The sequence below is a fragment of the Chitinophaga pinensis genome (assembly GCF_007896845.1).
GTDB lineage: Bacteria > Bacteroidota > Bacteroidia > Chitinophagales > Chitinophagaceae > Chitinophaga > Chitinophaga pinensis_C.
This window is the reverse complement of record NZ_VOHS01000085.1, coordinates 1-13,260: the sequence shown is the minus strand read 5'-3', so window position 1 is coordinate 13,260 and position 13,260 is coordinate 1. Positions and strand designations below refer to the sequence as shown.

Genomic DNA, 13,260 nt, shown 5'->3' with positions numbered 1-13,260 from the left:
TTACCACCGTATACACCGGAAGTTGGTCTGCCTTTCAGATCCACATCGCGGTACATGGAATAAGAGCACTGTAATACATCATATTGTTTACCAGAGAAGGTCAAGGTTGCTTTGAAGGCCATAACTGTAATTTTTTAAATGTTTATGTTTTATGGTTTGTTTGTTATTGTTGCGCGTATTCTGACGCCCAGGTGGTAGCTTCGTCTTCTCCTTTGTAGCCATCGAGTTTTACCACAAAACTCTTTGCAGGGAAATAAGGAGTGATATGAATGTCGAGATGAATGGTATCTTTCTGCACTTCATCTCTTTCAAAACGCATGATCTTGAAATGTTCTATCAGGCGGTCCGGACCTTGTATCCTGTCAAGGAATTTGACGATCTGACCACGCAGGTCTTTCTCCGTTTTAGAGGTCCAGTTTTCAAACGCGCGTCTGTTGAGGAAGTCGAAGAGTACTTTGGTGATATAGTCGAATACTCTTACTACTGAATAGGTCTGTAAACCAATGTTATCACCGTTAAAGAGCGTTTTGGCAGAGAAGGCCATTACTTTACCATATTCATTCACCATCGGTACCAGACCGAGTCTTTCCAGATGAGAGATCTCGCTCTTCTTCAGTTCGAAGCGTACGCCATCCACATCATTCATGGAACCATGCTTCTTACCGGCGGTCACCTGTGACATGAGCGTGTGGTACATCTTACCAGCCAGCGCAGCCGAACCGGGTACCGTGAGGTCATCATTTTCTCCTACTTCCTGTACTTTACCACGGCCGATCAGCCAGTTGCAGGTCATAATCACATTGGATCTGTAAGCGTCTCCACCAGTGAGGTTTGCTTCGGTGAACAGGTCGATCACGTCATCAGGGTGATCCAGATCAGCGAAATCCGTGATCAGCATTGCTTTGTGTTTATAGGCAATAGCCGCCCATTTCTCCACTACTTTATTGGAACCCATATAACCGGGGACTACCAACAGAGAATAGTTCTCCCGCAAATCCAGCCGGTCATATTTCTGTTTCAGTTCATCATTTACATATTCGATAAAGCGGGGATTATCGAGATCCTGTATCTGTTCCTGAGAAGCATTCAGCAGCACCACATTCTTGAGTTTATCTGCTTCTGTGTTCTGGTAGAAGAGGTTGACTGCACGATAAGACTGTTCCAGTTCACGGGTTGCTTTCAGTGCAATACCGATGTTCTTATTAATGTTTTCTTCGGCTACCTGCAGACGTTCATTACTACGTTCTATCATCGTGGCCACGGAGTCTGCATTTTCCAGTATATCTATCCAGAGACGGATTTTCTTTTTCAGTTCTTCCCGCTCTTTGCGCTTTTCGTTACCAGTCAGAAAGATCTGTTTGCGGGCCTTTCTGTCAGGATTCAGGTTCTGTAAACCGTCTATTGCTGTTTCCAGCAGATCGATGCCACCTACACGGGCCAGTTTTTCGAGACTATCTGCAAGGGACAGTTCTGCTTTCACTGTCTTTTCCGCGGTTTGAACACCGGCCGCCTGTTGTTTTTCGGTACTTGCCATATCAGATTATTTTTATAGCACAATGTGCCGGTTATTTATTCTCTTCCAGTTCAGTGATGAAATTCTTGAGTGCACTGATGAATGCGTTCTTTGTCTCTTCATTGTCCAGCGTTGTCTTTAAGGTCTTGTTAGACTTCAGTTGTTTGATCACGCTCATGGACATTTCCTTTTCAATGCTCACATTATTGAGATGCTGGCTTTGTCCGACGATGCTCTTAATAGAAAAATCACCCAGATTATTAAACTGCAGGTTCTCATTTGCAAAAGAGCCGTCATATCTTTCAAATTCTACATTCACATTGGGTTTATAGTGATTGAACACCTCCTGTACGGTCTTCAGACCTTCCACTTTTTCCGGTCTGACCGGATCGTTATCCGTCAGCTTCTGTACAAAGAGGGTTTTATTGTAGGCAATGTCAGCAAATGCCTCCGAGGTGTCGATCTTTCTTTCGTTGCCGCCTATTTCGTAGTTAAACATGGTATTATTATTTACAAGTGATGATTACGTTGTTATTGTATGCTCCATTCCAGTTTCTCTTCCACCGCATTTCTATCCACCCGGATTTCCTGTCCTTTCTTTACATCGCCGGCGATGATAAAGCGCGAGATTGGTCTGCGCAGTTCATTACGGATGACACCCGATAGTTGTCTTGCGCCGTACTTAGGATTGAATCCTCCCAATGCCAGCATGCGTGCTGCTTCCTCTTCCACACGCAGACGGATCCCTTGTTGCTGTAATGCGACTGTCAGACTATTCAGTTGCATTTCGAAAATGCGTACTACATTTTGTTCACTGATAGGTGCGAAGGGCACGATCTCCGACAAGCGGGCCAGAAATTCTGGCCGGAAATAAGGAGACATGATTTCCAGTAGTTGTTGTGAAGGCGGTATCTCGCCACGGCTGATCTGTGTTGCTATCTGTTCGCTGCCGATATTCGAAGTGAACAGTATCAGACTGTTGGAGAAGTCGCCCTCTTTACCAAGCCGGTCGTGCATATGGCCTTCATCGAGGATCTGCAGGAAAGTGTCAAATACAGAAGGATGAGCCTTTTCTATTTCGTCAAACAACAACACTGTATATGGCTGTTGTCTGATCTTATTGACCAGCAGTCCGCCTTCCTCATAACCTACATATCCCGGAGGAGCGCCATACAGCAATGCTGCGGAATGTTCTTCCTTGAACTCAGACATATCAAAGCGGATCATGGCTTTCTCGTCATTGAATAAAATTCCGCGATAGACTTTGCCAGTTCTGTTTTACCGGTACCAGTAGGTCCCAGCAGGAAGAAAGAGCCGATGGGCTGACCTTTTTTATTCAGTCCGCTCCGGGATTCGAGGATGGCATCTGCCACCACTTTGAGCGCATGGTCCTGTCCTACCACCCTATTCTTCAGGAAAGGCACCATATTGAGCAGTTTTTCCCTTTCCTGTGACTGGATCTTACCCAATGGGATACCGGTCTTATAAGAGACGATAGCCGCTATTTCATGTCCGCTGACTTCCAGTATCGGTACGGTAGCGAGTTGTTGCAAGGCAAGCAGTGTCCTGCTCAGGTATTCCTGATATTGTTCATTGGTTTCGAAACCGGCGACGGCTGTTTCGTCTTGTAGTTGTCCCAGCAGCACCGGACTAACTTTATCCTTCAATTGTGTATATAACCACTGATAGTCACTGAGTGAGGCCGGTGTTTCTGCCGACAGCAATGCCTGTAAGGCTATCTGCAGATCATCTAATATTTTGGTGCTGGTGTCATTCATCAGTCTGATGGCAGCCAGTGTACGATCCAGCAGGTCGAAAGCAGCATCCGGTAAACGGCGGTCTTTCATATAGCGTTTTGCAAGGTGTACACAGTCCGCCAATGCAGCGGGTTGTATCTGTAAGTGGTGATGAGCGGCATAGCGTCCGCTTAGTTTCTCCAGCATGCGGATCGCTGCAGCTGCTGTAGGTTCTCCTATTTGCAACACTTCAAATCGTCTGCTGAATGCCTGCTCAGGTTCTATGTATTTACGGTACTCTTCGAGTGTTGTCGCGCCTATCACGGTGATCTCACCTCTGGCCAGCTCCGGCTTGAGCAGATTACCGATACCAGCTCCCAAAGGGCCTTTACTATCCAGGGTATGTATTTCGTCAATGAAGAGCACTGCTTTGTCGAACTGTTTGATTTCCTTCAGGATGTTCTTCAGACGATCCTCTGTTTCTCCTTTATAGGAGGCACCTGCAATCAGTGCACCGAGGTCCAGTTCGAAGAGCTGTGTATGTTTCAATTGTTCAGGTACTTCACCTGCTACGATGTCTGCTGCAAATCCATCTACCAGTGCTGTCTTACCCACACCGGCATCACCGGTAATGATGACATTGGGTTTGGTACGGCGACACAGTATTTCCATCATCATGCGTAATTCTTTATCCCTCCCTATGATCGGATCGGTTTTCCCTTCACGTGCCGGCGCCAGACGGTCAATACAGTACTTATACAATGCGGTAGTGGCTATGACGCCGGTGCCGGGTTTCGTACTTGTCTGATCAGATGGTGCTATGACCTGTCTGAGTACTTCATCCTGCATAAAACCATCCAGTACGTCCCGCTCTTTCAAAGGGAACGACTTCAATTGTTCTACTGTGAAACCGACAGTTGGTTTACAAAGGGCTGCCAATACACATACCGGATTAATGAGGTCAGCACCGATCTTTAGTCTGATGTGGTCAGCTTCTTCAAAGACACGGGCAATTTCCTTACTGCCCTTCACCTCATCTGCCACCTGTGCTGTTTTCTCCAGTGACTCAATTCTCACTTCTGCCCATTCTGCGATATATGTAGCATCCTTATTGATGGCAGTCAGGAAGCTGTAAAGACTCACTTCTTTATGCATCAGTGCTTTCAGCAGATGCGCGGGGGTAAATTCACTATTATGATATTCCTTTGCCAGGGACTGTGCGATCCTGATGGCAATCTTCACCGATTCATTACTATTCGAAATGTTCATACTGCTATTTACTTTGTGTTGTCAGTAGTGAAATTGTCTCTTGTGATGTAGTAGTAGATCTTTCCGTTGGAAATAAACTGCTGTCCTACCTGTGTGGCGATCTTGATCTGTTCTCCTGAACGGATCAGGAAGCGGATATAATTTTCAAAATCGGCTTTGGGCATCCGGTTGTCTTTTTGAGATCGCCTACGGTAAAGCGATCGAAAGGCATTTGTTGCAGGGGGAAGCCTGTTACAGTCCTGAAGTATTCAGTCAGGGACATGGACCTGATGGCATTCTTTGACAGACCGAGATCAAGGAGCTTACGGGGAATGCTGATGTAGTTAGTCACCAGTTTCTTTCTGAAAGATGCCTGATCCGGTACCAGATTCTGACCAGCCATAAAGGCAATAATGTCATTCATCTGTTTATACTCTGCTGCATTCAGCACCAGTGTATATTGTAGCAATCCGGGATGCGTGGTTATTACATCCGAAGGGACATCTGTTGTCATAAAATATTTGAATCCGTTATGCGGCATTCTGTCTGCCACATCTTCTCCTACGGGTGCCGGCAATTGCGCTTTTACAGTTTCAGAAAGATGCGCATTGGCGATACCACGCAATCTGAAGGCGCTATCCAGTGAGGTGATCTGTGTGCGTATATCGTAGTCAGTTTCCCGCAGGAATCTTCTCGTGGCTTCTGTGATATACTTTTTGGAATTCACTGCTCCTTTTGTCGGGAATACCACTCCACCTTGTACCAGACTATTTTCCGGATAGTCAAGGAAATAAGATACTGAGTCTTGTTGACTGATATTGTACGCATGACGTTCATCCAGTCCTTCGCCATTAATCAGGAATTTCTTTTTTACTTCGGAGGCATAGACCGCGGATTCAGATACCAGCTTCTTTGCATTCAACACGAAGTTGTTGTACCACTCATTATAATCGCTGTACATCTGCATAGTGAGCAGGCGAACATTCTGTTTACCTAACTGTTCACTGAGTTGCCGGAAATGTTCAGTAGAGTCACCAACGCTTCCTATCAGCATAATCAGGTTAGTTTCATTATGATGGGTACTGAAGAGATCTAAGGCAGCACGTACCCCATCATACATGGGTTCAGCCGTGACATTGTTATTGCATTGTGCAGTCTTCTCTGCTTGTGTACCCAGAAAGGTCATCAGTTTGCGGTAATCCGGATAAATTCCTCCGGTGGTTTCGATACCACGTGCCACACAGTTTTGATTATCCCGGTATACCACAGCACCGAAGCTCAGTTGATGTTGTTTGTCATATTCACCGAAAACATTTTCCAGAGACTGAATCGTGTTGGTTAATCCCGGATAGTATTTCTTCATGGCACTGCTGGCATCAATCACAAATACGACATTCAACCGATGGATATGTTTTCGCAGATCGAGGTAGTCGTTATATTGTAAGGCAGATCCATCTATGGTGATGAGTGTGTTATGCGATTTATCGTATACATCGACTGTTTTGCCTACTGTATATCCTGTTGTTGTATTATTCAGTACCGGTGCGCTTTTAAGGATAAAGTCCTCGTCACGCAACAACGGATCTGCGTGTTCCTGATGTAATACCAGAGAGGCGGAATCTACCACAGACTCATCAGCAGGAGAAGCAGGTGATATGTATAAACGATCTCCCCAGTTGTGTAGAGCATCTGCCGCTATCCATCCACAGATCCCCTTATCAGCGCTATCAGCGACCAGTTGTGTTTCATTACCGATCAGGAATTTCCTGCCGTCTTCAGAACGTTTATAGATATAACTGATCTGGTGTAATCTGATTTTAGCTACAGCGCGTTTCAGTTCCGGGGAACTATATACAAAGGCAGAGTCGGTACGGTCATAGTAAGTTTGTGCAGACGTCAGAGGCATCTTATCACTGATTACGGCGATGGCCTTTTCCGGAAAACCAGTCCTGTTATCAGACCAAGATCTGTTCCACATCAATAGTTTCCAGCGGGAGATCCAACCATAGCTGACTGCGCTTTTTTGTTATTGATCTTTCTGCCGTTGAGTAATCCGGGGTTGTATTTTACGAGTTTAACGTAACCACCTTTTTCTTCTGTCACATAAAAAGCTTCCATGAAAGTCAGCTTTTTCATCACCAGACTACCACCCGGTGTAGTGGTTGTATAGTTGTCGTCTCTGTCGGAGAATACGACCCATGGTGCGGCAGTTGTAGGTTTCTGTGTACTGAGTCTTGTATCTTCGGCAGGCTTTACAAAAGCGTCTGGTAAGGCCTTTACTTTCTGATGAAAGGGCAGAGTTATCTGCGCACTTACCCAGACCGCCTGAGTAAGCAGTATAAAAAGAGAAAATATGTGTTTCATGATTCCTTATTTATTCGCTGTGCGGGCGGAATGTTGTTTAATGTTTAACAATGTGGCGCAGGATGCTTTAGGACTAATGGTTAACTGTGCCTGATCGACAGATATCTCTCCACCGAATGTGAGTCCCATACAGTAGGTATAGAAATCGCTACTCTTTTTGGTGCTGTCCATATCAATGGCAACTGTGATCTTTTCGTTACCGCACAGGTATTTGTTGATGAGGTAGTAGTAATTACTGTTAAAGTCTTCTCCGTCGGCAATGGCCTGCAGGCGCGCACGGATATCGTCGATGATTTTACGTTCTCCTTCTCCGGGTACAACCAGTACGGTATCCAGACTCGGGTCGGTGATATACATCATATGAGTGACCGGATGACTTTTATCGCTGATCAGCCTTACCATATAGGTGCCCGGCTTACGGAAAGTATACAAGGCTGTACGACCGTTAACATCTACGCGGCCTGTTTCTCCGAAGGACCATTCAAACTGTGTACCTTTTCCTTCTGCTTCCAGTCGGACTTCTTCATTGACTACACCGGAGGTGGGTCCGTTGATGATGAGTGTTGTGTCTGTCAGCTGTATTACTGTGTCTTTCACCGTTACGGGAAACTGTACCTGCATATCTCCATCTATCGTAAGACGTACGATATAGGAACCGGCTTTTCCGTAGTGATAAGTACCACTCTGTGTGTTAGCGCTATTGCCGTCGCCAAATTCCCAGCGCCAGTTTTTTGCGCCGCTGGTGTTATCTGCATAGACGAGTTCTTCGTTCATATACAGTTCATTTTTCAGGATGCTGGCGTCACTGCTGCGTTTATCGGCGAAGACGTTTTTAAAAAGAAAGATGAATGCTGTCAGTGCCATGATAACAATAATGACATAAATAAAAATGGATCGTCTCGAATTGCTGTTCACTGACTTTGCATCGTCTATGATTGGGTCGAACATGTTGTGTTGTGTTTACTTAAAAAGAATAATGGTTACTTTGAGGGCTTAATGGTTACCCTGCGTCCCGATACTTTCTTTCAGTTGTCGGGTTGATAATTTACAATCTTCCAGTGTCTTTCTGAGGTTGTCAATATCATTGCTATTCCCTTTCAGTTCCCGTCTGTTAAAGAAAAAAGTATTGTATAACAGGGATACCTGCAGAAAGGTCTTATATCTTGGGTCAAAGGCCTGTCTGTCGTAATTGGATCTGATAGATCCGAGTGAATACCGGATATCATTTTCCAGGAATACGGCTTTCACGCTGGGGTCGAAGTTGACGATCTGTTTATAGGCGGTGTCAATGGTGGCACGTTGTACTTTTACCAGTTCTTCAAACTCCGCATCGCGGGAAATTTTATCTGTGAGGTCCTCTTTTGATATGGTTTTGCTATCTCCAAAATCATGAAACAATCCAAATCCGAGGAGGCTAACGGTGAACAAAAATATTCCGCCAAGGAATAAAAATTGTTCCCTTCGTTCTTTTACGCTAAGTTTTATCATCGTTCGTTCTTGTGTATCTGTCACAATTATTTCACGACTCAAAATTGAGGATAAATCAATTCATGGGATATCCCCAAATGTGGGAGTATCGGTCACCGGTAGCGGTGTGAATGAATATTTTATGATATATGATGGGGTTGGTGGAGATATTTTCAGAAATGTTTAACAAAAAAAACGCCCCGCAATTGCGGAGCGTTTCGAAATATTTAATATGCGATATTTACTTCGGTGCATTTAGTTCCTTTGGCAATCCAAATTGTTCAAGCGTACGTTTAGCTTCTTCTACCTTTTTGGCAAAAAACGCACTGTCACTGCAATCCTTTTTGGATGAGCTAACTTTAGCTTTTACAGTTTTAGACTTTTCGTCTTTCTTTTTAGAAAAATTTAATGCCATACGATTTATTTCTCTTTATCGCAAATGTAAATTATTTTCTTGTAAAAAAAAACGCTTTATAACTACTGCCTTTCTTAAAACATTCCCATTCGAAAGCCGTTAATCCAAATACGTTGAAGTCTTTCTCTATCTGTGTTAATTGCATACTGATAGCCATCTGATATAGCCTGTTACGAGCAGATGTACTTCCCTGTCCAAACACAGCAACATTCATGCTTTCAGTAACTTCCTTGATAGTGGCAGCAATGGTATATAAAACTTTCATTGTGTCAGCGTTATTAGAAACCTTTAATTCGTTAAAGTCCTGTTTTTCTTCATCCCAGTCCCCAAAGGAAATGGCTAACACAGGAGTCCCATCCTTCAGCTGATTAATCTCATCATATTGTACAATTTTTCTGATCTGTCCATTCGGCCCCTCACTCTGGAATTCAAAAGCGATACAAAAATGATCGGTTTGATACGGATATATGTCAGCATTCATAAGATTGCATAAAGAGTGGTAATTAAATATTTCAAACACATATTGATGCCAGGCAAACTGACAACAACAGGGAGGATAATTGCCTCCTGTTTGATGAATACCTAACATCAATAAACAGATCAATGAACAGCTGGCCAGGTAGGCTCACCGCGTTTCATCTTCTCAAAATTCACCTTTATATCATTATTACCCGGATCCGCCGCAAATGCTTTCTCCTGCCAATGTAATGCTTCTTCTTTTTACCAAGTTTATACAACAGATTGGCGTATGTATCTATTAAAGCAGACATTTCATTTTCTTTCAAACCATGGGAAGCCATTTTTGCTGCAGCTTCTAATGCATCTTTATTATCCGTATGTTCGAATGCTGCCCATGCAACATTATTAATCAGACCAGCGTTAATCCAGAATCGTTTATAACCATATTTATCAAACCAGGGTTTTAACGACTCACCAAATCCTTTCCAATCCTGATGGTTAATTGAATAAAATACTCTAGTTTGCCAAACAATCTCCTCGCCAAGATCTCCATACTTACTAGTTGCACTTTTTTCCATTGCCTTCCAATCCGGCGTCATTCCTGCTTTTGTAAATGGCGTAATTTCATCTATTTCGATAGCCCTTGTTAAATTAGATTCTGCTATATCCTTTCCCAAAATGCTATTCACTTTCTCTCGGTTATCCATTAATATTTTAAAGCCAGACGATTTTGTATTTACCGTAAATTGTGTAATAAATCTAAGATTACTTTCTACTAACGGGTCACGTAACGAGGCTATATATTCATCCGCCGCTCTTGTTGCAGTTTGCAGATCGCTATTTTTTGTGCCATTAAAGCCACCTTTCGAAGAAATGCTGAATCCTTACGTCCTTTATTAAACTCTTCTAACACGACAGCATAAGACTTATTAATGGTATCTGCCACAACAGCAGAGAATCCCTTGGTAGCTACAACATAATTCGCCGTTGTCGGCCATAATTTCTGATGAATATTTCTGATAACAGCTACAGGCAGCTTAATGATACTCCGATCATATGTCATTATTCCATTCTGTTCTGACTCCACATCAAAAGGTTGCGTATAAATAGACGCACTCAGTCCAAGTTCCTCAAGCACTTTCAATGAATCAACCATTGCGGTATACTGCTTTTGCATCATTAACGGTGTAACTACACCATCATAGCCCCAGCCAGCTACCAGATCATTCCACAAATGCCCTTCAACCGGCACACCAATACCTCCAAATTCACCTAAAACCATCGCTTTACCAGCCTGATGCTCCGGATTACGCGGTAAAGGGTAAGAATGCACATCTGTCATATCTGCCCCTACCCATGCATCAGGAGAAGGACTACGTAACTGATCATTTACAAATAACATTTCACCTGAATGCCCATTCACCAGTCGTGTGGATCATATCCTTTCATCCATTTAGTCAGTCGTTCCTGATCATACTGTCCCCATTTCTCATTAAACAACACCCAGGTCACAATAGAAGGATGATTATACAATTGTGCAATATTTACCTTATTCTCCTTTTCAAACTGAATTTGGGCCTCTTTACTGTCATTACCGGGATTTACCATATCCTGCCATACAAGCATCCCCAATTTATCTGCATGAAAATACCAACGATCCGGCTCTATCTTAATATGCTTTCGAATCGTATTAAAACCCATCGATTTTGCTGCTTCTATATCAAATTTCAATGCTTCGTCAGTAGGTGCTGTATATAAACCATCCGGCCAGAACCCCTGATCAAGTGTCCCTAAATTATAAGTATATTTATTATTCAGAAAAATACGTTCTACTCCCTTTTCATCTTTCTGAATCGCAATTTTACGCATCCCAAAATAACTGCCCACTTTATCAACCTGCTTACCATTCTCCATCAGTAACACCTCAACATCATACAAAAACGGATCATCCGGACTCCACAATCTTGGTGTAGGCACCTTCAATGTTATATCTTTGCCAACTTGCGATACTAACTCTTTTATTACAGCATTACCCTTTTTAATACTAACTTTTGCTGTATACCCTGACAAATCCTTCCCTGAATAAAAATCATTACTCAAATCATCTATGGAAACGTTGAATTATTTGCCACATTAACCCCTACTCTGATTTCCTGTTTATCTATATCCGGTGTAAATCTCAACGAGGCTATATAAGATTGCGGGACGACCTCCAACCAGACCGTTTGCCAGATGCCACTACTAGGCGTGTACATAATACCCTCCGGATTCAATACTTGTTTGCCATGCGGATTCGGTCCGAGATCCGAAGGATCGTATACTTTAACCGACAATTCATTATCTCCACCTTTCAATACATCTGTAATATCAACTGAAAATCTCTGATAACCTCCTGTATGCTTTGTTATTTCCTTGCCGTTCACAAAAACCGTTGCCTCGTAATCCACGGCCCCAAAATGCAATAAAACCCGTTCACCTGCGCGGCATGTGGTTTTGCAAATTTTCGTCTATACCACAACGACTCATCAGGTTGTAAAGCTTTTTTCACGCCGGATAAAGCTGATTCTAAAGGAAAAGGCACTAAAATCTTACCATCATACGCTGCGGGAGCCGTCCCGTCTTTCTGTGTAATAGCATAGTCCCATAAACCATTAAGGTTAGACCATTCACTACGGACCATCTGAGGACGCGGTACTCAGGCAATGTCACCTGGGGATTAACATCTCTTGCCCAACGCGTCTGAATGTTCGCAGGCTTCATTTCCCAACTAATGTTCGTCTGGGCAGTAGCACCTGTAGCCAGACGCAGTAACAATAGTAACGTTGCTAAACGTTTTAATCTTTGCATCACTTTGTGTTTTGTTTGACAATCGTAAATGCTGACAGCATGACCCAATACGGATATTTAAAAGTCATCCGATCATGCTGATATAGTGAAAAAATATGGTCACCAATTATTTATCCGGACAACTTCCAGTCCAGGCCAGTTGTCCTTCAGGCCACGCAGTAACAATGTAACATGCCGAATCTTGCAATATTGCTGTAGGTATAACTTGCTATAATATCGCCACTCACTTTATCACGAAATTCAAATGTGTATACAAGGTCATTGGATCTGGCAGTATATTTCTAAAGTCAGTTGCCTGTCGGTAATTTAACTGAGTAACTTCTGATCCGTTGGGTTTACCAGCGATGGTTTATGGTTACGAACTTATATCCTGAGACATATTGACAAACCTGACAGCGGTACTACTGTCTTTCATTTCAAGCAATGAGTCCTTTACAATAAAGCCCGTACTTTCAATTTTGCCACCTATAAAAAGAGAATAGGACTCTCCAGGTTTAGCATTGACTGTCTGATTGAATACCAATTTAGTCGTGTCTTTTGCCAAAGCAACGATCAAGGGCACTGCCTTGTCTGTAGGATTCCAAACGTGAGTAAGCCATTAGAATTCATTCCATCCCAGGCCCAATAAGTCAATTTTAAACTCGTTGCATGAATTATATTCTGACCTGTGAAATTCATACTCAAATCCGTATTATCATCTGCCGCTATTGCATTAACCAGATTAATCGCGGCTGCCGCACCCCGAACATCTGCGTCCTCTTTCTTACAAGCCCATATCAAACGCACCCATCAATGCAAGTGCAAGTGTCTTTATATTCATTAGAGTTAATTAAAAAGTTATTAAATTAAATAATCGGTCTATGGCTGTTCTGTGTAGCCAGTATTCTGGTGACCTCTTAAAGCCGGATTGTATTTAAATTCATTATAAGGAATTGGGAAAAGTGCTTTATAAGGTTGCCATGTTCCTCCTTTCAATGGCGTAACCTTTGACATCACATCATTATTTTTCCTGTGCGCTTAAGATTAAACCATCTGTCTCCCCATTCTAAAACAACTCGACTTGTCTTTCTTTTGCAATAGCATCCAGCACTGTCTGTTGATTGTTGGCTTTTGTGTCAGGAAGTCCTGCACGACTTCGTATTTTATTCAAATCCGTTTCAGCACTATTGGCTCCCAATATCTTATTCTGCCGGGCGCGAGCTTCTGCTCTG

General features: G+C 43.1%; 15 protein-coding genes and 1 pseudogene. All 16 read right to left on the bottom strand.

Annotation, left to right across the window (positions count from 1 at the left end; all coding sequences use genetic code 11):
- The coding region (gene tssD / locus FEF09_RS29750; RefSeq protein WP_315898207.1) for a type VI secretion system tube protein TssD at nt 1-122 on the bottom strand (122 nt) is incomplete at its 3' end.
- A gap of 41 nt (nt 123-163) precedes the next feature.
- Entirely contained in the window at nt 164-1,534 is a 1,371-nt protein-coding gene (locus FEF09_RS29745; RefSeq protein WP_146308481.1) for a DUF5458 family protein, read from the bottom strand.
- Between the two features lie 31 nt (nt 1,535-1,565).
- The gene (locus FEF09_RS29740) at nt 1,566-2,012 is read right to left on the bottom strand and encodes a hypothetical protein (protein WP_146308480.1); all 447 of its coding nucleotides are present in this window, start codon (nt 2,010-2,012) and stop codon (nt 1,566-1,568) included.
- A gap of 32 nt (nt 2,013-2,044) precedes the next feature.
- Nucleotides 2,045-2,725, bottom strand: a complete 681-nt coding sequence (locus FEF09_RS34295; protein ID WP_261387944.1) for an AAA family ATPase — start codon at nt 2,723-2,725, stop codon at nt 2,045-2,047.
- An 11-nt stretch (nt 2,726-2,736) separates the two neighbouring features.
- Nucleotides 2,737-4,518 (bottom strand): AAA family ATPase, encoded by a 1,782-nt coding sequence (locus FEF09_RS29735; protein ID WP_261387943.1) that lies wholly within the window; start codon nt 4,516-4,518, stop codon nt 2,737-2,739.
- Between the two features lie 8 nt (nt 4,519-4,526).
- Nucleotides 4,527-6,403 (bottom strand): annotated as a pseudogene (locus tag FEF09_RS29730) (VWA domain-containing protein).
- Between the two features lie 71 nt (nt 6,404-6,474).
- Nucleotides 6,475-6,861, bottom strand: coding sequence for a type VI secretion system protein TssR domain-containing protein (tssR, locus tag FEF09_RS35225; protein ID WP_146308476.1), 387 nt, complete (start codon nt 6,859-6,861; stop codon nt 6,475-6,477).
- A gap of 6 nt (nt 6,862-6,867) precedes the next feature.
- On the bottom strand, nt 6,868-7,809 hold the full coding sequence (locus FEF09_RS29720) for a PKD domain-containing protein (protein WP_146308474.1): 942 nt from the start codon (nt 7,807-7,809) through the stop codon (nt 6,868-6,870).
- A 45-nt stretch (nt 7,810-7,854) separates the two neighbouring features.
- Nucleotides 7,855-8,349: a type VI secretion system transmembrane protein TssO gene (locus FEF09_RS29715; RefSeq protein ID WP_146308472.1), complete on the bottom strand. Its 495-nt coding sequence runs from the start codon at nt 8,347-8,349 to the stop codon at nt 7,855-7,857.
- 220 nt (nt 8,350-8,569) lie between these two features.
- Nucleotides 8,570-8,743 (bottom strand): hypothetical protein, encoded by a 174-nt coding sequence (locus FEF09_RS31260; RefSeq protein WP_186774628.1) that lies wholly within the window; start codon nt 8,741-8,743, stop codon nt 8,570-8,572.
- A gap of 31 nt (nt 8,744-8,774) precedes the next feature.
- Entirely contained in the window at nt 8,775-9,332 is a 558-nt protein-coding gene (locus FEF09_RS29710; protein ID WP_146308470.1) for a DUF6934 family protein, read from the bottom strand.
- Between the two features lie 67 nt (nt 9,333-9,399).
- Complete coding sequence (locus tag FEF09_RS29705; RefSeq protein ID WP_146308468.1) at nt 9,400-9,909, bottom strand: hypothetical protein; 510 nt, start codon at nt 9,907-9,909, stop codon at nt 9,400-9,402.
- 89 nt (nt 9,910-9,998) lie between these two features.
- Entirely contained in the window at nt 9,999-10,604 is a 606-nt protein-coding gene (locus FEF09_RS32425) for a hypothetical protein (RefSeq protein WP_146308466.1), read from the bottom strand.
- A 17-nt stretch (nt 10,605-10,621) separates the two neighbouring features.
- On the bottom strand, nt 10,622-11,302 hold the full coding sequence (locus FEF09_RS32420) for a glycoside hydrolase family 2 TIM barrel-domain containing protein (RefSeq protein ID WP_222597278.1): 681 nt from the start codon (nt 11,300-11,302) through the stop codon (nt 10,622-10,624).
- Nucleotides 11,303-11,307: 5 nt separating this feature from the next.
- The gene (locus FEF09_RS34290; protein ID WP_261387942.1) at nt 11,308-11,649 is read right to left on the bottom strand and encodes a sugar-binding domain-containing protein; all 342 of its coding nucleotides are present in this window, start codon (nt 11,647-11,649) and stop codon (nt 11,308-11,310) included.
- Between the two features lie 1,445 nt (nt 11,650-13,094).
- Nucleotides 13,095-13,199 (bottom strand): RagB/SusD family nutrient uptake outer membrane protein, encoded by a 105-nt coding sequence (locus FEF09_RS35220; RefSeq protein WP_409994911.1) that lies wholly within the window; start codon nt 13,197-13,199, stop codon nt 13,095-13,097.
- Between the last annotated feature and the right edge of the window lie 61 nt (nt 13,200-13,260).

Excerpts from the sequence above, each read along its gene's own strand:
- FEF09_RS29715 (WP_146308472.1), bottom strand. The coding sequence starts at position 8,349 with ATGATAAAACTTAGCGTAAAAGAACGAAGGGAACAATTTTTATTCCTT.
- FEF09_RS29710 (WP_146308470.1), bottom strand. The coding sequence starts at position 9,332 with ATGTTAGGTATTCATCAAACAGGAGGCAATTATCCTCCCTGTTGTTGT.
- FEF09_RS32425 (WP_146308466.1), bottom strand. The coding sequence starts at position 10,604 with ATGTTATTTGTAAATGATCAGTTACGTAGTCCTTCTCCTGATGCATGG.
- FEF09_RS29720 (WP_146308474.1), bottom strand. The coding sequence starts at position 7,809 with ATGTTCGACCCAATCATAGACGATGCAAAGTCAGTGAACAGCAATTCG.
- FEF09_RS31260 (WP_186774628.1), bottom strand. The coding sequence starts at position 8,743 with ATGGCATTAAATTTTTCTAAAAAGAAAGACGAAAAGTCTAAAACTGTA.
- FEF09_RS29745 (WP_146308481.1), bottom strand. The coding sequence starts at position 1,534 with ATGGCAAGTACCGAAAAACAACAGGCGGCCGGTGTTCAAACCGCGGAA.
- FEF09_RS29705 (WP_146308468.1), bottom strand. The coding sequence starts at position 9,909 with ATGGATAACCGAGAGAAAGTGAATAGCATTTTGGGAAAGGATATAGCA.
- FEF09_RS29735 (WP_261387943.1), bottom strand. The coding sequence starts at position 4,518 with ATGAACATTTCGAATAGTAATGAATCGGTGAAGATTGCCATCAGGATC.
- FEF09_RS34295 (WP_261387944.1), bottom strand. The coding sequence starts at position 2,725 with ATGTCTGAGTTCAAGGAAGAACATTCCGCAGCATTGCTGTATGGCGCT.
- FEF09_RS29740 (WP_146308480.1), bottom strand. The coding sequence starts at position 2,012 with ATGTTTAACTACGAAATAGGCGGCAACGAAAGAAAGATCGACACCTCG.
- tssR (WP_146308476.1), bottom strand. The coding sequence starts at position 6,861 with ATGAAACACATATTTTCTCTTTTTATACTGCTTACTCAGGCGGTCTGG.